The 26,916-nt window shown below is 50.3% G+C and carries 15 protein-coding genes, 1 tRNA gene and 2 pseudogenes; 13 read left to right on the top strand and 5 right to left on the bottom strand.

Annotated features, from left to right (window positions below; genetic code table 11):
- Positions 1-41 precede the first annotated feature (41 nt).
- Together KDW_RS10010 and KDW_RS10015 are read left to right on the top strand one after the other, a co-directional pair.
- Positions 42-1,463 carry a class II fumarate hydratase gene (locus tag KDW_RS10010; RefSeq protein ID WP_151755817.1) on the top strand — a complete coding sequence of 474 codons (1,422 nt, stop codon included), beginning with the start codon at positions 42-44 and terminating at the stop codon, positions 1,461-1,463.
- A 134-nt stretch (positions 1,464-1,597) separates the two neighbouring features.
- Positions 1,598-1,673: transfer RNA gene (locus KDW_RS10015), tRNA-Ala, on the top strand.
- Between the two features lie 110 nt (positions 1,674-1,783).
- Here KDW_RS10015 and aspS read toward each other — a convergent pair.
- Positions 1,784-3,091, bottom strand: a complete 1,308-nt coding sequence (gene aspS, locus KDW_RS10020; RefSeq protein ID WP_151755818.1) for an aspartate--tRNA(Asn) ligase — start codon at positions 3,089-3,091, stop codon at positions 1,784-1,786.
- A gap of 841 nt (positions 3,092-3,932) precedes the next feature.
- Here aspS and KDW_RS36505 point away from each other — a divergent pair.
- The 3 genes and pseudogenes from KDW_RS36505 (at position 3,933) to KDW_RS10035 (ending at position 5,631) form a co-directional block, all read left to right on the top strand.
- Positions 3,933-4,486 (top strand): annotated as a pseudogene (locus tag KDW_RS36505) (YciW-related (seleno)protein).
- Between the two features lie 37 nt (positions 4,487-4,523).
- A complete protein-coding gene (locus tag KDW_RS10030) occupies positions 4,524-4,880 on the top strand; it encodes an antibiotic biosynthesis monooxygenase family protein (RefSeq protein ID WP_151755820.1) in 357 nt (118 codons plus the stop codon).
- Positions 4,881-5,430: 550 nt separating this feature from the next.
- On the top strand, positions 5,431-5,631 hold the full coding sequence (locus KDW_RS10035) for a hypothetical protein (protein ID WP_151755821.1): 201 nt from the start codon (positions 5,431-5,433) through the stop codon (positions 5,629-5,631).
- 135 nt (positions 5,632-5,766) lie between these two features.
- Here the strand turns inward: KDW_RS10035 and KDW_RS10040 are convergent, their stop codons facing one another.
- Both KDW_RS10040 and KDW_RS10045 read right to left on the bottom strand, forming a co-directional pair.
- Positions 5,767-7,623, bottom strand: a complete 1,857-nt coding sequence (locus KDW_RS10040; RefSeq protein ID WP_151755822.1) for a PrsW family glutamic-type intramembrane protease — start codon at positions 7,621-7,623, stop codon at positions 5,767-5,769.
- 233 nt (positions 7,624-7,856) lie between these two features.
- Positions 7,857-11,354 carry a DNA polymerase III subunit alpha gene (locus KDW_RS10045; protein WP_151755823.1) on the bottom strand — a complete coding sequence of 1,166 codons (3,498 nt, stop codon included), beginning with the start codon at positions 11,352-11,354 and terminating at the stop codon, positions 7,857-7,859.
- A 555-nt stretch (positions 11,355-11,909) separates the two neighbouring features.
- Between KDW_RS10045 and KDW_RS10050 the strand changes: the two genes are divergently transcribed.
- The 7 genes from KDW_RS10050 (at position 11,910) to KDW_RS10080 (ending at position 22,962) form a co-directional block, all read left to right on the top strand.
- Positions 11,910-14,333, top strand: a complete 2,424-nt coding sequence (locus tag KDW_RS10050) for an FAD-dependent oxidoreductase (RefSeq protein ID WP_151755824.1) — start codon at positions 11,910-11,912, stop codon at positions 14,331-14,333.
- Positions 14,334-14,442: 109 nt separating this feature from the next.
- Positions 14,443-16,377, top strand: coding sequence for a cyclic nucleotide-binding domain-containing protein (locus KDW_RS10055; RefSeq protein WP_151755825.1), 1,935 nt, complete (start codon positions 14,443-14,445; stop codon positions 16,375-16,377).
- Between the two features lie 57 nt (positions 16,378-16,434).
- Positions 16,435-17,328, top strand: coding sequence for a hypothetical protein (locus KDW_RS10060; RefSeq protein WP_151755826.1), 894 nt, complete (start codon positions 16,435-16,437; stop codon positions 17,326-17,328).
- Positions 17,329-17,589: 261 nt separating this feature from the next.
- A complete protein-coding gene (locus KDW_RS10065; protein WP_162005110.1) occupies positions 17,590-18,969 on the top strand; it encodes a zinc ribbon domain-containing protein in 1,380 nt (459 codons plus the stop codon).
- Between the two features lie 365 nt (positions 18,970-19,334).
- Positions 19,335-20,180 carry a DNA methyltransferase gene (locus KDW_RS10070; protein ID WP_162005111.1) on the top strand — a complete coding sequence of 282 codons (846 nt, stop codon included), beginning with the start codon at positions 19,335-19,337 and terminating at the stop codon, positions 20,178-20,180.
- Between the two features lie 91 nt (positions 20,181-20,271).
- On the top strand, positions 20,272-22,248 hold the full coding sequence (locus KDW_RS10075) for a DUF6909 family protein (protein WP_198925237.1): 1,977 nt from the start codon (positions 20,272-20,274) through the stop codon (positions 22,246-22,248).
- A 111-nt stretch (positions 22,249-22,359) separates the two neighbouring features.
- On the top strand, positions 22,360-22,962 hold the full coding sequence (locus KDW_RS10080; protein ID WP_151755829.1) for an HAD-IA family hydrolase: 603 nt from the start codon (positions 22,360-22,362) through the stop codon (positions 22,960-22,962).
- A gap of 185 nt (positions 22,963-23,147) precedes the next feature.
- On the opposite strand, the gene KDW_RS10085 is transcribed toward KDW_RS10080, so the two are convergent.
- Complete coding sequence (locus KDW_RS10085) at positions 23,148-24,443, bottom strand: hydroxymethylglutaryl-CoA lyase-like TIM-barrel protein (RefSeq protein ID WP_151755830.1); 1,296 nt, start codon at positions 24,441-24,443, stop codon at positions 23,148-23,150.
- Positions 24,444-24,651: 208 nt separating this feature from the next.
- A complete protein-coding gene (locus KDW_RS10090) occupies positions 24,652-25,926 on the bottom strand; it encodes a hypothetical protein (protein WP_151755831.1) in 1,275 nt (424 codons plus the stop codon).
- A gap of 204 nt (positions 25,927-26,130) precedes the next feature.
- Between KDW_RS10090 and KDW_RS10095 the strand changes: the two are divergent.
- Positions 26,131-26,247: pseudogene (locus KDW_RS10095) on the top strand (VOC family protein); the annotation flags it as partial.
- Positions 26,248-26,916: the final 669 nt, after the last annotated feature.

The raw sequence follows: 26,916 nt of genomic DNA on the forward strand, positions 1-26,916 counted from the left end.
ATAATATTTGCGTGATAAAACAGGCTCGAAGAGGAGGTTCTATGTCGCAAATAGTTCAGGGCACCCGTGTCGAACGCGATTCTATGGGTGAGATGCAGGTACCCGTTGATGCTTATTATGGCGCCAGCACACAGCGTGCCGTGCTTAATTTTCCGATTAGCGATCTGCGCTTTCCGCGTGCGTTTATTCGTGCGTTAGGACAGATCAAGCAGGTGGCCGCACAGATAAATGGTGAACTCGGCCATATCGATACCGCGATTGCTAGCGCGATTGTTCAGGCTAGCCAGGAGGTTATCGATGGCAAGTTAGATGACCATTTTGTGCTGGATATTTTTCAGACCGGATCTGGTACGTCTACCAATATGAATGCCAATGAAGTCATCGCGAACCGTGCCAGTGAACTTATGGGCGGCTCACGTGGCTCCCGTAAGGTCCATCCTAATGATCATGTGAATTTTGGTCAGTCATCTAATGACGTTATCCCCAGTGCGATCCATCTTTCAGCCGTGCTCAGCATTGAGCAAAAGCTTATTCCTGCCCTCCTTGAGTTGCAGCAGGAGTTATCCGCTAAAGCTGAAGAGTTTATGCCGGTGATTAAGACCGGGCGCACCCATTTGCAAGATGCGACTCCGATCCGTCTGGGACAGGAGTTTGAGGGCTACGCGGGCCAGATTCAGCGGGCGATTATCCGTTTGAATCATGCTCAGAGTGAGTTGTCTGAACTGGCTCTTGGCGGAACTGCGGTGGGAACCGGTGTCAATACTGATCCTGCGTTTGCCTCGCGGGTGTGTGCTCGTCTGTCCCAGATCAATGGCGTGGATGTATCTGAGACCAGTAATCACTTCCAGGCTCAGAGTACGCTGGACAATATCGTTGAGGCCAGCGGTGTGCTGAATACGATCGCGGTCAGCCTGATGAAAATTGCCAACGATGTGCGCTGGCTGGGCTCCGGTCCACGGTCCGGTATTGGCGAGATAGAACTGCCTGCGGTACAACCGGGTAGCTCGATTATGCCGGGCAAAGTCAATCCGGTGATCGCGGAATCCGTATGTATGGCCTGCGCCCAGGTGATGGGCAATCATACGACGATTACCGTGGCTGGTCAGTCTGGTAATTTTGAGATCAATGTGATGATGCCGGTTAGCGCCTATAACATCTTGCAGTCCATCAGCCTGTTAGCGTCCGTCGCCACAAATTTCTCGCGCCAATGCATCAAGGACCTGAAAGCGACCACACGTGGACCCGAGATGGTCGAGCGCGGTCTGGCGATCTGTACCTCACTTGCGCCTGTCATCGGTTATGATGCTGCCGCTGATATTTCCAAACATGCCCATAAGACTGGTCGTACTGTGCGCGAAGTTGCACGCGAAAAAACCAGCTTAACTGAAGAAGAACTTGAGCGTATCCTCAATCCCGAAAGCATGACTAAACCCGGTCTGGAAGGTGGTCCGGCCGGGGGCTAGTCATCATCCCTCGACTATTTTTGCCGAATTTTTCAGAAAATAGAAAAATTCGGCAAAAATAGCCCCTAAACCCCTTGAAATAGTTCAACAAATAGGGTATAGTTATATCTCGTAAGCGACAAATACACAGACATGGGCTTGTGGCACAGTTGGTAGCGCGCCTCCATGGCATGGAGGAGGTCAGGGGTTCGAATCCCCTCAGGTCCACCAGAAAAAAATCCATCATCTGACGAGATGATGGATTTTTTGTTGTCTTTTTTGGGAGATTTTAAGGGATGGTGCCAGGGTGTCTGGCACCATCCTTTAGTTGCTGGTTATGTTTAGGGAACTAGCCGGTTCATGTCACGTGGGAATGTGGTGGTTAATTTGACGTTTTGCGTACCTAGCAACTGCATCAACAGCCGTTCAGAGCCAATCGCAAAGCCTCCATGTGGGGGCATGCCATATTTAAAGGCTTCCAGATAGTGCTCAAACGGTTCAACTGGCAACTTTGCCTTTTCCAGCGCTGTCAGATAGTCCTGATAGCGGTGCAGGCGTTGTCCTCCAGTCACTAACTCTGTACCCCTGAAGAGCAGGTCAAAGGAGTTTGAGTACTCTGGCCGTTCGGGATCTGGATAGGTATAGAATGGGCGTTTGCGCATTGGATAGCCGGTGACAAACAAAAAGTCGCTATTGAATTCCTGTTTCGCCCATTCGCCCAGCCAGCGCTCGTCCTGTGGTGAGAGGTCTGGCTCGCCCCGGACATCGACCTTATGCAGCTTCAGGATCAATTCCTGGGCGTCCGCAAAATGAATGGCGGGTACTTCCTCCGGCATTCTGGGCATCTCGACTTTGAGTAGTTCCAGCTCGGCGCGATAGTCTTCATGCAGGGTGTTCAGGATGTGGGCAAGCACATCTCGCAGCAAGGCCATGACCGTGTGGTGGTTCTCGATAAAACCGAATTCCGCGTCCAGGCTCACATACTCATTGAGGTGCCGTGTTGTGTCATGGGGCTCAGCTCGGAAGACGGGTCCGACCTCAAAGACACGCTCAAAGACACCAACCATAATCTGCTTATAGAACTGTGGACTCTGAGCCAGATAGGCCGGGCGTCCAAAGTAGTCCAGTTGGAAGACATTGGCTCCGCTTTCCGTGGCGGCGGCGACAATCTTGGGTGTCTGGATCTCAGTAAATGCTCTGGATGTCAAGATGTCCCGAAAACTGGCCATGATGCCTGCTGAAAGCCGTAGCGTGGCCCGTCGTAAAGGATGACGGTTGGTCACGACCGCATGATCAAGTAGCGTACCAGGCTGGGCGTTGAGTTTGCGCTTGTTGAGCGAGATCGGTGGCGTTTCTGACACAGGATTGAGTAGTTCGATTTTCAGGTCGTGTAGCTCTACTCCACCAGGTGCCTGCGTTTCACTGTTGACCACGCCTTCAACCACGATGATACTTTCTGTTCCCACGCTTTCTGGGAGCAGGACAGCGATCTCCTCTTCTGTCTCAGCGACCGCCTGTATCAGGCCCCAGCCATCGCGAATAAGCAGAAAGTTGATGCCTCCTAAGCGGCGTAATGAGTGTAGCCAGCCAGCGACACGAATGCGTTGGCCAATGTGAGCTGTAACTTCGGTTGTACGAATACGTTCCATCGAAAAAGACTCCTTTTACTATCTATAATCGTGGCAGGCTTGCCAATCTACGGGGTTATGGGGAAGGACACCCGGCAAGCCTGCGTGAACATTACAGATGCTCAGTGCCTTCCTCGCGATCATTATCGTCGCCGTCGTTATTCATTTTCTCTGGGCCTTTCTTCCTGTTGTCTTTTCTGGCTATGCAGGTATTTAGAGACAACAAAAAACCCTCATCCTATCAGGAGGACGAGGGCGCATTTCTTCGCCTATCGTGGTACCACCACCGTTTATCCCAGCATTTACCGGGACCTTTCAAGGTCTTGTTTCTCTCTAAAAAGAGAAACATAAACCGCTGCGCTATAACGGGCGCTCTCCCGAAAACCGACTACTACCTCATGGTTCACCGGTTGGCTCATAGGTGTCATTGGTGCAGGGCTAATGGCAATGCTTTCAGCCTGGACATCGCTCTCTGTCTATTAGCTTATCTACCCAACATGCCCTATTCAAGGCCTGTATCTTTTTTACTGATACTACCACTATAACATATGCTTAAAAGCTGAGTCAAGCATGAATGTAAGCCATCCAGAGTTTTCCAATTCTGTAGCAGGAGGTGCAGGAGGACGGCTATTAGTCTGTCAGACATCAATTGATGGGAAAGCGGGGATGCAAGCGAGCATGCCGGGGGCATGATCAAGCGGCGAGCCCCTTGACTGGGGGATCGGGGGCTGTGCCCCGGCATCTTCCCACGCGCGCCCGCGTAGCGGACGCACAACTCATCAAACGCAGTTTGACAGAGTATTAGTTGTGTTTGATAATTCAAGTAACATAAAAGAAAAAGTAGAAGGAGTATGCTCTGATCATGGCAAGAATCGACGGAGTGAATCCAGAAGAGGTAGAAACATATATCAAAAAAGTCCTGGAGTCACAGGAAAAAACATGGGGGGCGCCATTACTCAATCATCTGGTTTATGCGCGGCGCCCCTCGATCTTCCGGGGGCAAGGGCGATGTGGACTGGTATCAGTACCTCGGGCTTGATCGATGAGAAGTTACAGTGCTTGCTCAATCGGCGTGTGGCCATGCTGAATAGATGCGAGTTTTGACAGGATATTAATGCTGCCGTGGGCAGTAATCTGGGCCTCTCGGACGAGAAAATCCTCGCACTGGCAGACTATGCCACCAGTCCTCTCTATGATGACATCGAGCGCGTTACCCTCGAATATGCTGACTGCATGACGATTACAGAACAAGAGGTGGGTGATGAACTCTTCGCTCGCCTGCGCCAATATTATGACGATGATGAATTAGTTGAGTTGACCGAGATAATTGCCTGGGAAAACGCTTCCAGCAAATTTAATCGCGCCTTACGTATTCCTTCTCAAGGTCTATGGAAGCGGAAGGTACGCGAATGTTGAGAGAGCGAATATGTTGTTGGCAAAGGAGACGATATCTATGCTTGCTGTAATTTTTGAAGTTCAGCCGAAAGATGGGCAGAAACAGGCATATCTTGATATTGCTGCTCACTTGCGTCCGCAACTCGATGAAATTGATGGCTTCATCTCGATCGAGCGTTTTGAGAGCCTGTCGAGCCCGGGTAAAATTCTCTCCCTCTCATTCTGGCGTGATGAGCAAGCCATCAAGACCTGGAGGCTGATGGAAGAGCATCGCGAAGCGCAGATCCAGGGACGAACCACCATTTTCACCAATTATCGACTACGAATTGCCGGTGTGATCAGGGATTATGGTATGTCCGAGCGCGAACAAGCCCCGCCCGACAGCCAAACCTTTCATGGCCACCCCACCCCGTAGCGGCAGCCCTGGTGGCCAATACTTTTCACTTAAGGGATTGAATGGCTGAAATGATAGCATGACGGTGAAGGAATACCTTCTCAAAGGATCAAGAGAGGTAAAACGTGTATATTCGACCCTTTGGGTCGATTCGTGCCTCCACGATACCCTCACCTCCGCAGGATCACGCAAGTGAAAAAGCGGTGAAGCAAGGCGTGAAGAGGCTTGCTCATGGTCAAGCAAGGATATTATGCAGGCACGAATCGACCCAAAGGGTCGAACCTACCTGTTCGCTTTTCTTGATCCTTTGAAGTCACTGGGCCTCTGATCAGCTCAGATGCTTTCGTCAATCTCGTCCAGAAAAAGGCTTAAGTGAAAAGTATTAGCGCTGGTGGCCAATACTTTTCGTTTAACGAGTTTTGTGGCGGCGAAAGACGTTGTGGAGAAAAGCAGCGAATCATACGTGGAGAGGGCGCCACACGCGGAGGCCGGCATGCGGCGTTCTCGTGGAGCGAGGTGCTCAAAGAGCCTCGCATGCCTGTGGCGCCCACACCGAGACGGATCCTGTTTCGTGATCCTCTCCGCACCGGTACGGGGAGGATCCACGCGCTCACCCACCACGTTGCTGTGCGAGCAGGCCACGGCACCCACGATCCCTGTAGGCGCCACAGCACTGCGCGTCGTGCTTGCACGCTGGCCTGCGCAAACGCAGCAGTGCGGCCTCCGCGTGTGGCGCCCTCTCCACGTACACGACGCCGCGCCATACCGTTGAGGTTATCTCCTTCAACGAAACGTATTGGCGACCAGCGCTGCCGGTACGACAGGTCTCCCCATCTCGATCAGGATGCGTCCAAAATACATGGGCGGCCAGAGATTTTCTGGCCGCCCATGTATTGAAACTATATATCTAGCGTACCGGTTGTGGCTGTTGATCAGGTGTATAGTTTCTTGCCGGATCATAGGGCTGTTGATCATTTGCTGGTCCGGGAGAATTCCTGGATCTTTTAAAGATATTCTTGCCGTTCAGTTTGCCTGTGACAAACAGGAAGAAGATTACCATTAACGTTGTCCAGACTGCATAAATGATTAAGATGGCCGGCAATGGATAGCTGCCAATCATGATCGTCCCTTTATCAAGGTAAGGACCAATCGGCGCTGGCAGTATCTGGAAGACAAACGAGCCGTTCCAGATGGCGTGTTGCAAGATCGCATAGAGCCCACAACCAAGTCCAATCAAGATACGTCTCTTTTTGAGTGAGTCAGAATGGGTCAGATAATACCAACCCAGGGCCGTCATGCCAGCGCCAAAGCTATGCAGTAGTCCTGCTGAACTACGCTGAATGGCGACATCGACCCAGCTACTATAACCCATGCTGATATAGCCAGCGGTCTCCACCAGATCAAAGCCGATACCACAGGCCATACCTAGCAGGAAGGCTTCTTTCGCGCTACCAATACGACCGATTAAGGCTACGACACCGAGTGGTTTCACACCCTCTTCAACCAGTGGTGCGACGACCGCGACAACCAGGAAGAGATAGATGATGGCCCGTACATCATTAGGAATAGGCATATTTGGATCATCTAACTTGAGTGTGCTGATTTGAAGTCCAGCTCCAATGATCAGTCCCAGGATCGTTTCGAAGATCAGGGCAAATAAGATAGCAGAGGTGGCTCCACTGGTCATTGCAACTGCTACGCGTCGCCAGGTGGTAATCCCACGCTCGTCATTCTTATTATGCAGTCTCCATGCTGCCAGGGCAAAGATGGTCAGAGCAGGCAATATACCCGCCAGCCCGACCAGGAAAATGGTGAGCAAGGTATTGGACGCGATCTGGTCGTTGCCACGAATAATCAAGCCTATGATGATCATGACAATGTACAGTGCCAGCCAGAGTACAAACCAGGGAAGCTTAAACTTGCCAAGCGGGATGGATTTTACCTTGAATGCGTGTGATTTCTTGCGACGCAGGGCTTGTATACTATGGTAGAGACTAAATGCGCCACCACCAAGGCCTGCCAGCGTCAGGGCAGTAAGCATGGTGATGCTACTAAACATTTGTCCCGGCTTGGTCTGCGCAAGGCTGTTATACGGCATCATGATTACACTAAACAGGAGAAAGAAACCACAGATAAGGCCTGTCAGAAGGACGATACTGGAACAGATTGTTGCGATAATGGCCATCACAAATTGGTAGGTATCGCGGTGTGGCCTGGCCGGTGCCCAGGCAAATGGTGGATATCCATACGGCGGATACCCGTATGGCGGATACCCATAGGGAGCATAACCAGTGTATTGTGGTTGGTATGTTCCTGGTTGAGGCGCATAAGGATATTGTGGCTGGCCTGGATAAGGCTGTCCCCACCCCTGAGCAACTGGCGGCTGGTTTTGGGGTCTGTGTCCATTATGACCAGGCGCTGGATAGCCAGGTTGTGGCTGCCCATATGGCTGATAGGGTTGTCCATAGGCTGGTGCCGGTGGCTGATATGGCGGCTTATATCCTGGCTGCTGGTTCTGCGCCGGATAATATGGTGTCTGCGCAGCTGATTGCGGTGTACGAGGTGGTGGCTCCGGAAATCTCAGGGGTCCTGAGACGTGTTCACGATACTGTGGTTCCTCGTAACGCTCTAATCTCTCGGCAGACAGGCTCTCAGCCGATCTTCCGGGTTGCCCTGCATTATTACGCTCGGATGGGTTGGCATTCGGAGAGGGCTTTTTTTGTGTGTCGGGGTCTGGTGCAGAACCCTTGTATTCGAAACCCACAATATATAACCTTTTCTGCTTTTTTTAATGGTATCAATCAATGTATTTGCTAGTGAATATACGAGTGAGGAAATGCCTAGGTTTCTTCTCAGTATAACGAGTATTGTGCGGAACTGTCAAAAAAGGATGAATAGTATTGGTATTAGTAGGCTTTGAGAGAGGAAAGATAGTGTTTGTGGATGCTTTACTATCTTTCCTCGGTTTGACATGGTATACGCGATAGGAGCAGGATCTCAGGCGAGCACTTTGGCTTCGATCGTGCCTGCTCCAAGCTCTTCTTCAAGTTTAGCGCGTAGCTCTTCACTATAGAATATGGTGTCGTCCTGCGGTGTCAGGCGCATTTCCCATTCCCCATTGGCGACCAGGATCTCGTAATGGTCTCTGCCTGGTTTCTCACTCAGGTAGCGTTTGATGTTTTGTACCTTCATGATGTCGTTGGAGATGGATAGTTCGTCGTTGCCGGTTAACTGCAGTTTGACCCAGACCATATATTGTTTGCGGTTCATCTCTTCTTCGACCGCCTGGAAGGCGCTGACACTATTACAGAGGATACCCGGTTCGTCACGCCGGACCTGCACCTCTCCACGTACGATGACAACGCTCTCTTCAACCCATTTGTCGGCGGTCTCTTCGTAGGTACGTGGGAAGACAGTGACGCCGATGGTGCCAAACATATCCTCTAATTGAACAATACACATCGTGTCACCTTTTTTAGTGGTGATGCGTCGGGCCTCTTTAATCGTGCCACAGATCACGACTTTTTGTTTGTCGAGCTCTTCGGTGATATCCGCAGTGGTATGTGATGCCTTATCTTTGATCAGATCGATGATATAGGACAGCGGGTGCTTGGAGATATAGATCCCGATCAGTTCTTTTTCCCAGGCCAGGAGTTGTTTGCGTGGTACCTCATCGACATTCTGATTGAGGGCAAAGCTTAACGAACTGCTGATCTCTTCCAGGTCCCCGAACAGACTGAGCATGCCGCGCTCTTTGGCGTTGCGCTCACTTTTGCCGAATTGCATGGCCCGCTCAACGGATGCCAGCATCTGGTGGCGTTTGGACTCGCCTTCGATGGAGTCCATCGCGCCCGCCTTGATCAAGGTTTCGATCGCTCCCTTGCCTACCGCTTTAGGATCCACACGGGTGCAGAAGTCGGCCATGGACTTGAAGGGACCGCCTTCTTTGCGCGCCCGGACGATCTCATTGATTGGTCCGTCGCCGATACCTTTGATGGCCAGGAGTCCGAAGCGTACTCCGTCGTTCTCAATGGCGAAGCCGCTCTCAGAGGCATTGACATCCGGACCCGAGACCTCGACCCCCATGCGTTTACATTCGGCGACCGCGTTGGCGATCTTGGTGGCGTCTGCGGCCTCGGCAGTCATGGTTGCCGCCATGAATTCTGCGGTGTAGTTGGCTTTCAGATAGGCGGTATAGAATGAGACCACGGCGTAACTGGCGGCGTGGGCTTTGTTGAATCCATAACCACCGAATGGCAGGATCAAGGTAAAGAGCTGATCGGCCACTTCAGGAGCCACACCGTTTTTGATACAGCCCTGAATAAAGTCGTTTTTGTAGCTCTCAACTTCGTGCATGATCTTTTTGCTGAGCGCTTTACGGAACTTGTTGACCTTACCCCAGGAGAAGCCAGCCAGGTTAACTGCGATCAGCAACACCTGGTCCTGGTAAACGATGATACCATAGGATTCCGCCAGCCATTGTTCCAGGCGTGGATCCAGATAGGTGATTTTCTTACGGCCGTGTTTGGCGTCAACAAAGTCTGGAATACTATCCATCGGACCCGGACGGTAGAGGGCGACCATGGCGGTCACGTCTTCGATGCAGGTTGGCCCGAGCATTTTGATGTACTCGCGCATCTTCGCACCTTCTAACTGGAAGACGCCTGTGGTTTCTCCGGCCGCCAGCAGCTTAAAGGCTTTTTCGCGTTTCGCGTTCTGCTCTTCATTGCCCTCAATCGGATCCAGTGGTAGCTTTTCCAGGTTGATATCTTCGCCGCGTGCTTCTTTAATAAACTTCAGGGCGTTATCGATGATGGTCAGGTTGGAGAGACCCAGAATATCATATTTGATCAGTCCCAGTTCTTCCAGATGGGAGTGCTCATACTGGGTGGAGTAACGACCCTCACGGATTTGCAGGGGCACAAAGTTGTGTAGTGCCTCGTTGGCGACCAGTACGCCAGCCGCGTGGACACCGGTACCACGGACCGAACCTTCCAGTTGCAGTGCCAGATCCAGCAGTTCTTTGGCTTCAGGATCCTGGTTTTGCAGGTCGCTCAACTCTTTGACGGACTCCAGAGAACCCTTTAAGGTGATCTTTGGTCCTGTTGGTAGCATGCGTGCGATACGGTCCCCCAGGGTCTGTTTCTCGAGCACACGGGCCACATCGCGCACAGCGCCTTTGGCGGCCATGGTCATAAAGGTGGCCATCTGGGCGACGCATTCGTGACCATATTTATTGGCCAGGTAGTTGATGACTTCTTCACGACGGTCGTCGGGGAAGTCCATATCGATATCGGGCATGTCATCGCGTTCAGGATTGAGGAAGCGCTCAAAGAGGAGCTGGTAGCGCAATGGATCGACGTTAGTGATACCCAGGGAATAGGCTACGACACTTCCCGCGGCTGATCCTCTGGCCAGACAACGAATGCCGTGGTCGCGGGCCCATCCCACATAGTCGGCGACGACCAGGAAGTAAGGCACAAAGCCTTTTTGGATGATGATGCTGAGCTCATAATCCAGTTGTCGTTTAATCGGTTCGGTCATCTCGCCATAGCGATAGGCGATGCCTTGCTCACAGAGGGCGTAGAGGTATTCATCGGGCGTGCGATACTGGGATGGCACGTCGACCGCAGGTAGCTGTGCTTTATAGGCAAAAGGATCGACTTCGCAGCGTTCAGCCAGGCGGACTGTATTCAACAGGGCGTCGCCCAATTCTGGGAAGAGCAGTTGCATCTGGTCTGGACTGCGCAAAAAGAACTCGTCACTCTCGAATTTGAAGCGCTTGGGATTATTCAGGCTGCTTTGCGTCTGTACACAGAGCAGTACCTCGTGGGCGTGCGCGTCATCATGGGCCACATAGTGCAGGTCATTGGTGGCGAGCAGGGGCATCTGGAGCTCTTTGGCCATGTTAAAGAGATGCTGATTGACTCCGGCCTGATCGGGATACCCATCATGATCCTGGATCTCTAAATAAAAGTTGTTGGGACCCAGCGTGTCGCGGAACCAGCGTGCTGTATTACGGGCTTCGTCGATTTTTCCTTCCATCAACAACTGTGGAATCTCTCCACCCAGGCAAGAAGAGGTAGCAATGATGCCTTCACCGTATTGCTCCAGCAACTTTTTGTCGATGCGAGCCCGGTTGGCGTGCATCCCATCTGTGTTGGCATGGGTCATCAATTTCATCAGATTGCGATAGCCGGTATTGCTTTCCGCCAGCAGGAGCAGGTGATAGTAGCGTTTATCCCCTTGTTTGAACTTTGGTTTGTCTTTATGGTCGGGAACAAGATAGCTTTCGACACCCAGGATAGGATGAACACCGCCCTTGCGACATTCCTTGTAGAATTCCAGGGCTCCGTACATCGCCCCGTGATCAGTAATCGCCAGGTGGTCCATGCCCAGATCTTTAGACTGCTTTACAAGCTTCTTGATGCGGCTAAAACCGTCCAGAAGTGAATATTCTGTGTGAACATGTAGATGCGCGAAATCCGCCCCCATTAAAGTATCCTCCGTCCAAAAAAACTCAAAAAAATAGTAGAGTCGATGGGCAAGCATTGATGAATTGGTGTTATATATAGTCAGCCTTATAAGTATGCATAGTTTTGCGCGAGAAGGCAATATCTCTCTGGAACACCTGTTTTTGTCCTAGCCTTTTTGGCAGACCTTTCCGCCGCTTTGTCTGTCTTTTGTTAGTGTATAAAATCTGCGAAATCACGCCTACCATTTTGCTACATCTGTAAATAGAGGCTGTAAAAATCGTGTTCTCTAGGAAATGGGTAATGGTATTTATCTGAAGATGCTTACTTTTATTGTTTTCTCTGGTAAGATGAAGGTTGAATAGTAGATACAGCATGTTTCAATAAATATATCGAGATATGTGTCTTTAGCTATGTCAGTGTGTCCAATGCTGATAGTGGGAGGTTGTATGTGGTTGCGTGGGCTGCATGGCTTGCATGGATCTGTCTCTCTCCAGGTTTGTGACGGAGTGCACTGTCTGCCCGTTTTGAGTTGTCCGCTTCGCAGAGTTTTCATGGATCCTGAGGATAGATAGGCATGACTGATCAGATTTCATTTTTGATTATTGGAAATGGTATTGCCGGCCTGACTGCGGCTGAGACGCTGCGCAATGAGTCCCCACAGGCGACTATTGGTGTGATTGCGGCTGATGCACTGGCGGCCTATTTCCGTCCTGCTTTGAAGGATTATCTGGCTGGACGCGTGGCTGAAGAAAAATTGTGGGCTCGTCCGGATCAGTATTTTCAATCTCAGCGCATTCATTTTCTGCCCAGGCAGGTAGTGCATATCCAGGCTGACCAGCGCCTGGTTTTTCTTGAAGGCGGTGGTCAGGTGAAATACGAAAAGCTTTTACTGGCCAGTGGGGCTCAGCCCGCTCGCTTGAAATGTCCAGGTGTTGATCTGGCAGGTGTGGCAACCTTGCGCACCGTAGAGGATTACCGGGAGGTGCTGGAGCGCCTGCCATCTGCGCGCCGTGTGGTTGTTTGTGGCAGTGGGACCCTGGCTCTGGAGACGGTTGAGACGTTACGGCACCGTGGATTGCAGATCTCGCACTTGATTCGTAAGCATACGCTCTGGTCTGAGGTATTGGATGCGACGGCCTCCGATCTGGTTATTCAGGAGGAACGGCGGGCCGGTGTGGATGTGCAGTTAGAGACTGAGATTCAAGAAATTATCGGCTCGCGTGGCGCGGTCTCGGCGGTCAAGACGACGACGGGGGAGCGTATCCCCTGTGATCTGGTCCTGATTGCTATCGGTATCGAGCCAAATGTGGACTTTGTGCGCTCCAGTGGTATTACTTGTCGCCGTGGTGTCCTGGTGGACGCCAATATGCGTACCAACATCGCTAATATCTATGCCGCCGGTGATACTGTAGAGACGGTGTCTGCCACGACCGGAAGGGGCCGGGTCATCGGTCAGTGGTACCCTGCGATTCAGCAGGCGCGTGCCGCGGCCTATAGTATGCTGGGTATTCTGGATACTACCCAGGCTTTTCAGGCCGAGACATTCTATAATGCCACGTTTCTCTATGGCCTGCCCTTTGCTTCGGCTGGTTTGACGAATGTCAAAGGCTATCGCGAACTGGTAGCTGATCCAAAACCGCGTTCATATCGTAAGGTATTGTTGTGTGATGGTATTCCGGTCGGCATACTGGCTCTGGGGGATCGTAAGCATACGCTGGCGTTTAAACGCGCCATTGATTATAAGGTGAATCTGGAGCCTGTCGCAGCACGCTTACTGCAAGAAGGCTTTGATCTTGCCGCCTACCTGGATCAACAAGGGGTGCCACCATTACAACTTGGTGTTCAGACAGTAAGTGCAGCCGCAGCGCGTAAAAATATTGCCGTTCAAGATAAGGTGCATACCGTACAAGCGGGGGAAGGTCCTATGTTAGATGAGCTATCTGCTTCTAAACGTACTGAGGCGTTATTAGTGCATGTGGCCGATTCGCGTATCCCATTGCATATCGCCGAAACTCCGTTGAGCCGCGATAAAATTCTGACAGTTGGCCGGCAGCCGGGGGTGCATCTGGTAATCAATGAAGGTTCTATTTCCCGCCATCATGCTGAGATTGCTTATCGCAATGGTCAGTATGTGCTTAAGGATCTGGAGAGTCTGAATGGCACCTTCTTAAACGGTCAACGCCTGGATGCCGGACGTGAGTATCCATTATCCATTAACAATAAGCTACGCTTTGGCAACGTGGTCACCTTCAATTTCTTCTTACGTCCGTTGGATTTTGATAATCTGACGACGCCAGCGACGAAAAGCCAGACCCCGGCCGCGCCAAATCCTGCTGGCAGAGAGTTAGATGGAAATTTATTACCGGCTGGAGCTGCTCGACCGTTACCGCCAGCGGTGATTAATGCGTTAAAAGTCACTCCCGCTCTGATTATTCTGTCTGTCGGCGCAAAGGGCGAGCGCAAACCGTCACCCCAGGTCCATCTTTTGCAAGATGGTAGAGCTGCGACCATTGGCCGTGACGCCAACAACAGTATTGTACTGACTGACATGGTTGCCTCGCGCCGCCATGCTGAAGTGTACTCTGCCCCGGATGGTTTTTACATTCGGGATATGGGGAGCAGTAATGGTATTGTGGTAAACCAGACGCAGATTCAACGGCCGTGTCGCTTATCGCATGGCGATCATATTACGCTGGGCAATACCTTGATTTTCTTTGTTGATGTGCAATCGGGTCAGGAGAATACCTCCAGGTTACAGTCAATGCGTGTTGCCCCTGTGCGCTCGCGTAATGGACAACCGGGATCAAGCCCTGTTGCGATCCAGCCTCCATTAACTGGTGCAGAGACTCGTGCCAGGATACCTGCTGCGCCCTTTAACGGGCAAGCACAAACAGAGAAGCGACCAGCACAGGTCGTGACCTGCCCAAAATGTGGCGTGGTCAACATGGCTGTCGCACGTTTCTGTGCCGGCTGTAGTTCACTACTCAGTGTATCCTGACGTCCAGGCATGGCTCGGGGAGGGAAGCGGATTGCATTGGTTTTCCCTCCTTCCCTGTTGAGCGCTTAATGTAATCCTTTATTTATGGGAGGGGAATAGGAAAAGTACTATGCAGGTACAAACAACCCAAAAGTTATTTAAGGTTGGTATGACTCATCGTACAGACATGCAACCATTAACATCGGAAGAGATCAATTTTGAAATCGACATGTGCGTTGGCTGTGATCGCTGTATGCGTGCTTGCCCTATCCCTTTATCTGCCCAGGTATCTATTGCCGATCTGAATCGCGCCACGGTCTCAAATGATGTCGTGCCGCATGTGGCCCGCTTTACTGATGAATGCGTGATGTGTGGTTCCTGTGTGCCTGTGTGCCCTGTCGATAATCACCGCGATCTCTTGATGCTCTCGTTGAAACAGCGCCTGGGAATCTCCTGGGATGGTCAGGTGGATCTCTCTAAGGTAGCTGGCAATCTGCCTCAAGGCTGGACTCTGCAACGCATTCTGGGTTGTTTGCGCGAACAATCTTTGTTCCAGAATGCACAACTGGTGCCTGATAATTATCTGTTACATTTCATGGCTACCTCACAACTCCAGCTTCTCAAGGCAGGCACTGAAGTGATGCGCGAAGGTGAGTTTGGACGCGATATATTTTTTATTTTAGATGGCCAATGTGAGGTTTTTTCCCATGGCACCGATCAGGCTAATCTTCCGCAGGCTATTGTACGCCGTGGTGAGTATGTTGGTGAACAGGGTATGTTGACGGGGCAGCCGCGTAACCTAACTGTGCGTGCTCAGAGTCCAACGGTTGTCTTGAAGGTGCCTGAGCAGGTGATGCAGCGCTTGATTGAAGTCGTGCCAGCGGTTGAAGAATTCTTTGTACAACTGAGTAATGCTCGCGCGGTTGAACGCATTCTTTCCAGTCTGGAGCTGTTTGAGGGAGTCTCAAAGGAAGATCTACGACAAATGGCGGGACAGGCGGCGATCCGGCGTTATGAGCGTGATGGCCAGTTGTTTAGTGAGGATCAAAAAGGACGACCTGTACGTGAGTCGTTCCATCTATTGCTGGATGGTTTTGTGAAGGTGGCGCGTAAGACTGGGCGTAGCGAACCGCCTGAACGCATTATCGCGTACCGGCAGCGTGGCGATTATTTCGTGGGTGGTCTGGATATGCTTGGCGATCAGCGTGCGGTCACAGTGGCGGCGATTACACGTGTCACAGTGGCGGAGATTTCGCGCGCGCAACTAAAAGATCTCTTGATGCGCTATCCAGTTTTCAGACAACGTCTACAGGAGCGTCTGACGCTCTATCAGGAAGCCAAAACGGCGGCCAATAGTGCGGTCTTTGAGCCGTTTGATCGCGCGGAATTACAGCAGATGGCGGCCAAACTGCAATCCAATGTAGAAGGCCGGGCCGGGCTGCATGCGCTGGTTAGCGATGGCGTCGTTGAAGGAACCGATGTCCTGGTCATTGATCTGGATAAGTGTATCCATTGTAATGAGTGTGAAGAGGCGTGTGAGCGCCGCCATGGCCGTTCGCGGATGAATCGTGAAGGTATGGTGGTTGGCAATATAAGTATCGTGACCGCGTGCCGCCAATGTCAGGATCCGGTGTGTATGCTTTGTAGCCGTGCTGGTATCGCCCGCAAGCCGAGCGGCGAGGTGTATATCACTGAAAGCTGTATTGGCTGTGGTATCTGTGCTGAACGCTGTCCCTATGACAACATCTCCATTGTTTCTTTGACGGATGATGATGCAGCGGCACAGCCACAAAGCTGGCAGCGCTTCAGTCGCTTTTTCGGGAAAGGTCCTGCGAAAGAGCGCGGCAGACAGTTGCTACCGATGGCCCAGGCCCCGGATGGGGGTCCTTTACAGCCGGATCCTATTGAGGATATTCGTAAGAAGATCGCTATCAAGTGTGACCTCTGTGCGGGTTATAACAATCAAGCTTGCGTACAGGCTTGTCCGACAGGTGCGGCGATCCGTGTTAATCCCGTAAGTTTCTTCGGTACAACGGAAGATATCTTGAATATACGCGGCAGATAATACACTTGTCTCCTCTTTTGAGATACACGTGTTTGTAGCAGTAAAGGAAAATGATTTATGTCGGTGACTACGAAACAGCCACAAGTTTCTCAGCCCCGCGGCTGGCGACGTCTGTGGAAGTCTCCAACTTCGCGGGCGCGCTGGTTCTGGCTGATCCTCAGTGGATTATTATATGCGGGCTTGCTGGCCTGGTATTATTACGCTCTGCGTACCCAGATGTATCCAGGACCTATTAACGATCCACTGCGTCTGTTTGGTATTGTGGCCTATGTGCTGGTCCTGGTGACCGCCACGTATTCGCTGCGCCGACGTTTTGTGCGTGTTTTGCCTGGTAAGGTGCAAAGCTGGCTGTGGATGCATACCTGGCTGGGTGTGATTACTATTTTGATCGCGCTGCTGCATGATAATTATGTGCGTGTCACCCACGATTTTTGTGACAATTTTAGTTGTTTGACTGAGACCTATTGGGCCAGTAGCGCGCTATTTGCTTTGATTTTTCTGGTGGTCAGTGGTATTTTTGGCCGTCTCCTGGATCGATGGCAGACCAGGGTGATCGCGCGCGAGGCAAGTTCTAATGGGGTTGGCATTGAGCGTTCGCTTGAGGAGCGTCTACGCACACTGGCATACACGGTTGAACGCTATAGCGCGGGTAAGTCTGATGAATTTAAACTGGCTTGTGCCGAGGCCCTGGAGTCCCGTGGACGCACGATTGCTTCTTCTGAAGCATTGGCCACCCATGAGCGTGCTGATTGGCAGAAAGTGCAGCCAACTTTGCAGGAACATGGACGACTGACACACTCTTTACAGCGTCAGCGGCGAGCCCGTGGTATTATTCAGACGTGGCGTTCCCTGCATATGATCCTGGCAACACTGGCACTGATCATAATCTCCTACCATGGTATCATGGAACTGCTGACAAACGTACTGCATATAATAGCGTCTCCCGAGTAGGCTCTATGTCGAGATGTCGGCGAACCGTCGTACCGGCAGCGCTGGTCGCTGCAACTACTCGACGTTCTTAATTGTATTGAATAAAAAAAAGTAGTAACTGTATAGAAAAATCTGGTAGCATATTGTCTCTCGGTATAAAACGAGTATAATTTGAGTGTAGCTGTGTTGGTTGTAGTAGTTGTATGTATGTATGGCTTTCAGATGAAACATCATCTGAAACATATTGAAAAAAAATGATGTCTATTTAAGAGGAAAATGATAATGCTTTGTCCAAGTTGTCAGGCACCAATCGAGGCTGATGCTGTATTTTGTGGCCATTGTGGCACCCCACTTCCTCCCGTCCATTTACGGGAAGCCGAGGCCGATGAGGCTGCTCAAATACAACAACTGGATCAATGGCCAGATGATTCTACCAGTGATATCGCTGAGGAGACCACCCAAAAGTTTATACCTCCCCGGTCGTATCCATTGACACCTGCACCTGTGAATAAATCAAAAGTATCAACATCATCGCCCGGCTCCTCTATCTTATCCCTTTCAGCCGCCCGGCCAGGTCATAAGTCAGGGGCCCCTTCAACAGGACGAAATCTGGCTTTTATTGCGGTTATTCTGGCTATTCTTGGCATTGGAATTGCAGCCGGCTTTTTTGCTTTATGGCAAAATAAACATATCCCTTCTGGTGATCACACTGCCAGTGCACCATTCAGATTGGAGGGTGTGGTTACATTTCACGACACTTCTAGCACGCAATCAGGTACTAATACTGTCTCACTTACAGCGAATGGACTCAAAAATCTGACTGCTCCTGCTCATTATGCAGCCTGGTTAGTGGATGAGAATGAGGCCCATATACAGCCTTTAGGCACTCTGGCTTACACTGGTGGGAGTTATAAATTGGATTTTAATCGTCAGGGTGGCAATATCCTGGCGGTGGGAAGTATTGTGCAGGTGACGCAAGAAACAACCCAGGCTACGTTACCAACTGGCCGCGTGGTGTTGAACGCCCATCTTCCTCTCATGGCTCTGATGCATGTCAAACACTTGCTGGTAAGCTTTCCAAGCACTCCGAACCATATGGCTTTATTGCCTGGTTTACTCGATCAGACTCGTCAACTTTCTGCTCAATCTCAGTTACTGAGCAAAGCCAAAAGTAAAAAGGAAGTTCGCTGTGTCACCCAGAATATCTTTACTTTATTGGATGGCCAGCATCTGGCCAGACCGATGGTAAAACCTCAAGATTGCGCGGCCGCCCATGTTTCCCAGCTTTCGAGTGAATTCGGTATCTTAGGCACTGACAACAATGGCTACATTAGTACGGTTGGTGCCCATGCATCGTTGGCGGCTACCCAGACTGATAGTACCGATACCATCAGAAAATATGCACAGCAGGTTATATTTTCCAGTGAGAATTTGAAAACCTGGCTCTCAACTCTGCGCCACGATGCCCAGGATGTGCTGGCACACCCTGAAGATAGCGGGAAAATTAAAGAGATTCTCTCCCTTTCTGATTATGCTCTCAATGGTGTCGATAGTAACAATAGTGGCAATGTGGATCCTGTTCGAGGTGAGGCAGGAGCTTTACAGGCATATCTCTATGGACAATCGATGGCAACTTTAAAGCTATCTACAACAAATCAATAAGTAACTATCCGTATCGTGCTTTGAAGATGCCTCTGGCGATCGCATAAATAAGCAATATTTCTCACGATTATTTCTGGCTTTTTCCCTCGTTTACGCTACTGATGATAGTACAAATGGAGCTTATCAGAGCTTGAGCAGCAATGCGGAGGCACTACTAGGGGGAAATGTCAGGCATGGGGACACCCGGCATTTTAGTAATACCTCCTATCAATAGTGTACGCTATTATAGGTGGTTTTGGTGCCATTGATTTTAATAGCATGCCATTCAATCGTGTGAGCGCAGCTAGCCGCGGGTGAGCGGCGTTCACGATTGCTTTTTCATAGCCGTCCGTCGCTATTCGTAACCCTAGGCTGGGAGGAGTATTGTGGAGCATGATGACATTTCGGTTCGAAATACGCTAAATGAGTTGACGGGAGCTGAGTGGCTCTATTTTACCAAAAGTATTCTCACTACTGCTTATCCATCCGAATATGGGCATAAGTTGAGGAAAGCACATGGGGCCAATAAGCCTCCCCAGCTTATGTGTCAACTGATCGAGTTTTTTACCAAGGCGGATGGCAAGGTACTGGATCCTTTTGCTGGTGTGGGTGGGACGTTGATTGGCGCTTCTATCTGTAAAAAGCCACGGCAGGCCCTGGGGATTGAGATTAATCAGAAGTGGCTGGCCATTTATCAGCAGATTCTGGCGGAGAGTAATGGCTCGCTTTTGCCCCAGCCGTGTATTCATGGTGATTGTTTGCAGGTGCTGAAAACCCTGGAACCGGCTTCGTTTGACTTTATTGCCACCGATCCTCCGTACAACATCCATCTGGAAAAAACGATGGCTACCGAGCGTTATGCATCCACCTATACGAATCGGCGTACTGATTATGATATGCGCTCGGCTGATCCTGCTGATCTGGCCAATCTCGCCGACTATGATGCTTACCTCGATGCAATGGAAGAGGTTTTTGCACTCTGCTCACATGTGCTCAAACCACAGAAGTACATGGTGGTGATTGTGCGCAATGCGTATCAACATGGTGAGTATATGTTTACACATGTTGATCTTGCTCGTAGAGCCAGGCTGCACGGATTTATCCCCAAGGGAGAAATTATCTGGTATCAGGCGGGTACACGCCTCCGACCGTATGGTTATCCCTTCGCTTATATCCCTAACATCGCCCATCAATATATAATTGTTTTACAAAAGCCGAAACAATTTAGCTGATTATCAGCTAAATTTCTCCCCAATATGTTGGTGGACGCGCTATAATAGATGGAAATATTGATGACAAGCCTCGGAGCAGAGGGATACATTTATGCCACACAAACAAAAACAAGATGATCCGCATAACAATGGTATGCAGCCATTGAAACACATTCTTCAAGATGATCCATCTCTGGCCATGCAATCTGACGATGAGATGTTAGACAAGTATGATCAGCAACCTACCGCTTTGGCCCCCAGTTTAGAGCATGGCGAGAAGTACCACATTGCCGGAAAGCGTGATGTTGAGCTCTATATCCGGACATACAATACGTTGCTGCGTAGCTCTGGTGAGATTAGTCTGAAGGCCCTGGTGCAAGCACATTATAATATTGATTCGAGCTTGCATCCTGATGCTCGTAAAGCTTATCCTGATATGTCGGCCTTCATTTATAGTGTCCTGCGCTTGCCGGATATCATTAACCAATGTGAGTTGGTTTTATTGGGACAATCCGAGGAAGTTTTTCTGCAGCGTGGCTTCCATGTCAATAAATGGGAAGCGGTGACGGCCTCGGCGCGCCGACGCAAGTGGTTTTATAATGGTAAGAAGACCCTGGCAGCCTATGTGGCCAGCGTCAGTGATACTGATGATATTGTTCCTGTTCTGGTGGCATTCCAGATTGAGTGGAATAAGATGTATTATCTGTTGAATGCCGATCCTACAACCATGCAGTTGCTGGAGACACGTGTTGATCCTAGCTCACCTGTCTTTTCTGAGATCAGTAAGGTCTTGCGTCAACGTTTACATATTGAGGCCGATGACTGGCAGCGCCTGCAGGTGATCTGGGGTGAGAAGCTATGGGAGAAGCTACATCAGATTGGGGCGCAGCGCAAAAGTTTTAATTTGCGTATGCTGGGTGGTTCGCATGTGGGATACGTCAAGGCGACGCGCCAGTGGTGGGCTCCGGTCAGAAGTTTGTTAGATACTCTGGGTTTACCTGATCGACCGGTCTACTTTGTTTCCAGTAATACCCATAGTCTGATCAATCTACTCTCGGGTTTTTCGTTACGCCATGAAAAAGCCCTGACCGACTTTGCCCGTAGCGGCATGGATCCCTATCTGGCTGAAGAATGTCAGAAGATTCAGGAAGGTACTGTGCCTGGCAACTGGCAAAATTTCCTGTACTTTGCGACTCGTGAATGGGCGCATACTCCGGAAGGTAAAGAGGCAACACGCTCACGTTTGCAGGAGTCGCAGGATCGTGGCATCTGGCATCTGGGTGCTCGCCATGGCCTGGAGATTGATGCTCAGGTCTTTGAGCTCTCCAAGTTGTTGCCCACTGAGATTGATCCTCGTTGCCGTATGTCCAATATGGAGACTCTGGCTAAGAGCGATGCCGTCATCCTCAATATTGACTATCCCCTGGGCATGGCGGCCTATCGCATGATGCGCGAGATTATGGAGAACCTCTCGCAGATTTGTGGCATTTATGTTTTGGGTAAGGCCGCCACGCTCAATGGCAGCATCGGTGATGTGATGGTCTCAAATGTGGTGATGGATGAGCATAGTCAGAATACCTATTGGTTTGATAATACCTTCCGTGTCAGCGAGGTGCAGCCTTACTTGATTTATGGTTCGGTGCTGGACAATCAGAAGGCGGTTTCGGCTAAAGGTACCTATTTGCAGAATCGCCAATATCTGGACTTCTATTATCACTCAAATTATACCGTGGTTGAGATGGAAGGTGGCCCTTACCTGAATGCGATTTATGAAGATCAATACCTGACGCGTTATCCGGCCGGTGAGAATATCAATCTGCTCAGCCTGCCGTATGATTTTGGTATCCTGCATTATGCGTCGGATACTCCATATACGCGTGGAAAAAACCTGGGGGCGGGCAGTCTGTCTTACTTTGGCATGGACTCTACCTACGCCAGTAGTGTCGCCATTTTACGTAGAATCTTCGCTAATGAGATCGCTACAATCCAGCGCCGCCTGACCCATCCACTCAGCGAGAGCGTTGCGCCTGTTCCTGATGAAGGCATCGCTATGGCGGAGACGCGCTCCAAAAAGACTAAAACCGTGTAAATGCTAGCTGGCGTCCTTGTATGGATCTATACAAGGACGCTATTTTTTTTTGTGCACACAATTTGTATGCTATGAAAAAGCATGCCATGAAGTGATGCAGGGAGAGCACTAATGATTCGTGTACTGTTGTTTGATGTCGATGGCGTGCTGGCCAATGGTGAGGCGTTCTCCAGCCATTTAGAACGTGATTATGGTATTTCTCCGCAGATGACCGCGTCTTTCTTTCAAGAAAAATTTATGGCCTGCCTGACTGGCTCAGCTGACCTGAAAACGGAACTTGCTGCTTATCTTGTAGCATGGGGCTGGAGCAAATCCGTAGAGGCTTTCCTGGACTATTGGTTCACCTGTGAACATATCATTGATCAACCACTGGTAGAATATGTTCAGCAGCTACGCCAGCAGGGTGTACGCTGTTATATAGCCACGCAGCAGGAGAAATATCGCACCGCTTACATCCTTGAGCAGATGGGCTTTGCCCAAGCCTTCGATGGTATGTTTTCCTCCGCGCAGCTTGGAGTACTCAAGAACGACCAGACTTTCTTTACGCAGATCTTGCAGACTTTAGACAATATCGCTGCTGAAGAAATACTCTTCTGGGATGATACAGCGCGCAATGTCACTGTTGCCAGACAAACCGGTATGCATGCAGAGCTTTATACCGATTTTCCGCATTTCCAGCAGACAATACTCCACTACGACCTCGCTACGCATTGATTATTTCATGCAATAGAACCGCATGAAATAATCAATAAAATCGTCCATGTAGGTTCGACCCTTTGGGTCGATTTGTACCCTCATGAGATCTTTGCTTGACCACGAGCAAGCTGCGACGTGTTAGGCGAGGCGTTATGGTGGGGGTAGGAAATCGACCCAAAGGGTCGAACCTACCGAAAAATATATCAAGCCAGGTCGATGATAGGTGCAATCTCTTCCCACTCAACGCTGGTCTGACGCCCTGTATCAAATTCGTGGAGGAGCCAGGCATAGGCCTTTTGCAATTGGACATCGTCTTTGGGCAACTCGCGACCTGTATGCTGGCGTACCAGGAAAATGAGACCGGCCAGACCGCTTTCCTTGGTGAGGGAGACCTCAAGTGGTCTGTCAAGTAGCTCAGGTACGTTGAATGGAGCATACATCCACCAGAATTTGTTGAGTCCGTCGGCATGAACGCCGGCTCTGGTGCGATGCGCATCACGGCCATAGAGGGGATATTTCGGTGGAATTGGCTCATTCATCTCGTCATAAAGACTTACAAGCTCATTCAGGGCCGGAAAGTGTGGCTGTTTGTCCTGATAATAACCCATGCCAATCAGGTGCATTAAGATAGCTTCGAGTGGCGCATTGCCAGTTCTCTCGCCTTTGCCAAGTGAGGTACCATTAATGACGCTACAGCCAGCCCGAATCGCTGCCAGACAATTTGCTACGACGAGCCAGGTATCGTTGTGCGGATGGAATTCGAGATCGCTGGATTGCAGACCCAGCTTGTGCAGTTCCTGAAAGATGCGTGGGATACTGCGTGGCAACGCTACATCCTCGAATGGCAGGCCGAGTCCCATGGTATCGCAAACCCGAAATTTCGGGCGCAGCTCAGGTCCATAGGACGCGCTAATCTCCTGTACATTCTGAATAAAAGGGCGTAAAAAATCCATTGAGGCACGTGTGGCATCTTCCAGATGAAGTCGAGGGCGAATGCCCGCATCCAAAGCCATTTTTACTGCATCCAGGTATGTTTGCGCAGCCTGGTTTCTGCCACCAGGTTTGAACTTATGGAATGTATGATAGTCCGAAGCCGAAGCCAGCATTCCTGTCTCACGCACCCCCAGACTCTGAATGAGCACGACATCTTTGGCGGTTGCTCGTATCCATGTTGTTGGCTCGATGGGAGCACCACTATGGTAGCGCTCAAGTGCACCTTCAAGCGCAGCTCGGTCAGATGCACGATAGACAAAAAACTCTGCCTGTCTGATTGCCCTTGAGGTGGCAGTGAAGCGGCAGAGGATATCATAGATCTTCAAGCTCTGCTCGGTTGACAGTGGGAGCCCGCCCTGCTGGCCATCGCGATGGGTTGTCTCAGTGGTCCAGGCATCCTCAGGCAACGTCGCAGGTCGCTCTGCCCAATCATAAACGGGAAATCCATCACGTGGGAAACTCGTCAGAAAATATTCAGGCTCTACTGGCTCAGGAATGGTATGCATCTTCTCTCTCCTTTGATAAGCAAGTTGCAGGATAAACCGTCTTCTATTTCTTTCTTGTCTATTATGTTGTACGCGATAGCTCGACAAAAGTCAACTATCTTTGATGAAACTTGATTATACTCGATTTATATTGATTCCCGGGCCAAAAATCACAAAAGGATCCATAATTGTGTGTATTTGCGTACTATGGGCTTGAGTTTGCTGTGTTTTAGCGCCAGATCAAGGTATCTTCATTGCCAGGAATGCGCTCGCTCTCCGCCGGGGATGCCTGACGCCAGGCGCAGCGCACTTCCTGTTGGACTATCAATTGCTGGATGCATTGATCATATTCCTGCTGGGTGAAGCGTCCAAAGCTGTTGAGTAACAGGTGCTGGCGCAGATCTGGCCAGCGGCGAATCCGTAGCGCTACTCCTTGCTGGGGGATTTCCCGACCGAGCTCTTGTAAATCTTCCTCGTGATGTTTTTGTTCCTGCTGAGCAAACCATTCCTCGCTGAGGACACCCTGATAGCTTTGCTGATAGACACTGCGGCTGTAATGACAGAGGGCATCGTTCATAATCAACAGGCTTTCTGGCCGCCTGGTCGCATACACCAGCGTGTAGGGCAAGCTGGCGGTGCTGGCAGGACCATTTTGGAATGGTAATGTGATGGTCTGGGGTGACCAGAGGAAGTGTCGCCGCATTGAGGTGATAAAAAGTTTTAAGAAGCCTTTGCTGGCTTCTTCTCCTGTGCTGGGCAGACCTTTCCAGCGATCACTCCGCAGGAGGGCAGTCAGCAGCGCCGCCTGGTCCGTTTTTTTGCGCGCTTCCTGAAGCCGAAGCTCTATCTGTTTATGCGCAAGCAGAAAAATAAGCTCGGTTGGCACGGTGCGCTTATAGAGCGGTAGCAGATCATCATAGCTAAAGGTGATCGGACCAAGTGGATCCAGCAGAAAGATGGCCGGTGCCTGTTCCAGTTCTTTAAGCAAAACGGGTGCATGCTCAAGCCAGCTGCCTGGCAGAATGCCTCCCTCTTTGGGGATGAAGAGGGCCTGATCGCTGGTCTTCTGGTCTTTTCCTGTACGACGGCTGTTGCTGCCAGCGGCCAGAAGCAGGCCCTGTAACGCGATGGGACGGCTCTCCTGGGCCAGTATCTGAGCCAGGTTAGCAACGGGTTGGAGGGCAACTGGCACCGCGGCAGGCTCGTTTTTCTGCCGTTTCTTGCCCGAGGTTGCAGTCTTCTCATTTGAGATGGATGGAACTCGCAGGTTTCCAGGGGTATATCCTCCCAGAGCATCAATCCAATAGCAGCGCCGGAAGATGCGCATATTACCGAGTGAGCGACAATAATTTGCTGTATACTCGGTTAATAGCCACTGACGCAGCAACGACAAAATGGCGCGATCGGTAAGGCGGCGTGTACTGCGTACGGCAGCTAGCTGGCCCTGCTCCATTGCACCTGTTAGCGTTTCATCGTATTCGTCTTTGTGTGTCCATAGTTCCATCTTGTGCGTATTTTATCACAAAGGCCTATGTTTTTTTCGTGTATCTCGCCCTCGGCTATTGTTGATGTTAAAATGGTTCCCTTGACAAGATTCCAGGACTGTGGTAAATTATCACTAACAAAATAAAAGTAACTATTAACAAGATAGTGATAAGATAAAGGTTGTCACCTTTGCAATGGGGCGCAGGCCCCGGGGAGAAATAGAGTGGAAAATCAAGTTCTCGGTATTCATCACGTGACTGCAATCACGGATGAACCACAGCGAAACGTCGATTTTTATGCAGGAATTTTAGGGTTGCGCTTTGTAAAAAAGACGGTGAACACCAACCAAACAGTTTTGACGAAGCGTAATCCTCTGTAGATAATCCCTTTGACGCAAGGTACAATCTGTCGTTCCAGCTTAAATGTCCGTCCTTTACCATTCCTTTTGAATTTTCCCAATGCATGCTTATTCTTTCTCGCTTAAGCTTCAAATCGTGTGCTATGTGCTTAATTGTCTTCCATGACCTTGTAGGAATTGCTTGCATAACCACAAAGCGGTCTGTTTCTGTTGCATAGAGTGCTTTTAGCGTTTCTATCTCTTCTTCTGTCCAGGCTATGCGTCCTCCTGTTTTATGCTCCCAATGCCTTTCTTCAGTTCCCCACTCCTTGTACGCCCACTCTACCTTAACAGTGTAGAAGTGAGGTGAAATCTGGTCAATTACAACCCTGTCTATGACTAGTTGCATGAAACTTCGTTTAAATTCATATGTTTTTTTCTCCCATGATTCTTCCAGGTCTTCTAGCTCCTCTTCCAATGTTTTTTGCCCTACTAGGCCAATCGTATTGTTAATAGCTTTATATTCTTCCTCTGTTTCGGTTTTACGTGCCAAAACCTTGCACATGGTATTTTCTAATCTCTCGACAACAGCAGGGGTTTTAACTCGCGACATATTTTCCTCTAAGGTAACTAACTCCTCTTCAATCGCTTCCAAATCTCTTTTTAGCTTCT

Source organism: Dictyobacter vulcani, from assembly GCF_008974265.1.
GTDB classification, from domain to species: Bacteria; Chloroflexota; Ktedonobacteria; order Ktedonobacterales; family Ktedonobacteraceae; genus Dictyobacter; species Dictyobacter vulcani.

Excerpts from the sequence above, each read along its gene's own strand:
- aspS (WP_151755818.1), bottom strand. The coding sequence starts at position 3,091 with ATGGAACGTATTCGTACAACCGAAGTTACAGCTCACATTGGCCAACGC.
- KDW_RS10080 (WP_151755829.1), top strand. The coding sequence starts at position 22,360 with ATGATTCGTGTACTGTTGTTTGATGTCGATGGCGTGCTGGCCAATGGT.
- KDW_RS10075 (WP_198925237.1), top strand. The coding sequence starts at position 20,272 with ATGCCACACAAACAAAAACAAGATGATCCGCATAACAATGGTATGCAG.
- KDW_RS10065 (WP_162005110.1), top strand. The coding sequence starts at position 17,590 with ATGCTTTGTCCAAGTTGTCAGGCACCAATCGAGGCTGATGCTGTATTT.
- KDW_RS10010 (WP_151755817.1), top strand. The coding sequence starts at position 42 with ATGTCGCAAATAGTTCAGGGCACCCGTGTCGAACGCGATTCTATGGGT.
- KDW_RS10090 (WP_151755831.1), bottom strand. The coding sequence starts at position 25,926 with ATGGAACTATGGACACACAAAGACGAATACGATGAAACGCTAACAGGT.
- KDW_RS10060 (WP_151755826.1), top strand. The coding sequence starts at position 16,435 with ATGTCGGTGACTACGAAACAGCCACAAGTTTCTCAGCCCCGCGGCTGG.
- KDW_RS10045 (WP_151755823.1), bottom strand. The coding sequence starts at position 11,354 with ATGGGGGCGGATTTCGCGCATCTACATGTTCACACAGAATATTCACTT.
- KDW_RS10050 (WP_151755824.1), top strand. The coding sequence starts at position 11,910 with ATGACTGATCAGATTTCATTTTTGATTATTGGAAATGGTATTGCCGGC.
- KDW_RS10085 (WP_151755830.1), bottom strand. The coding sequence starts at position 24,443 with ATGCATACCATTCCTGAGCCAGTAGAGCCTGAATATTTTCTGACGAGT.
- KDW_RS10030 (WP_151755820.1), top strand. The coding sequence starts at position 4,524 with ATGCTTGCTGTAATTTTTGAAGTTCAGCCGAAAGATGGGCAGAAACAG.
- KDW_RS10055 (WP_151755825.1), top strand. The coding sequence starts at position 14,443 with ATGCAGGTACAAACAACCCAAAAGTTATTTAAGGTTGGTATGACTCAT.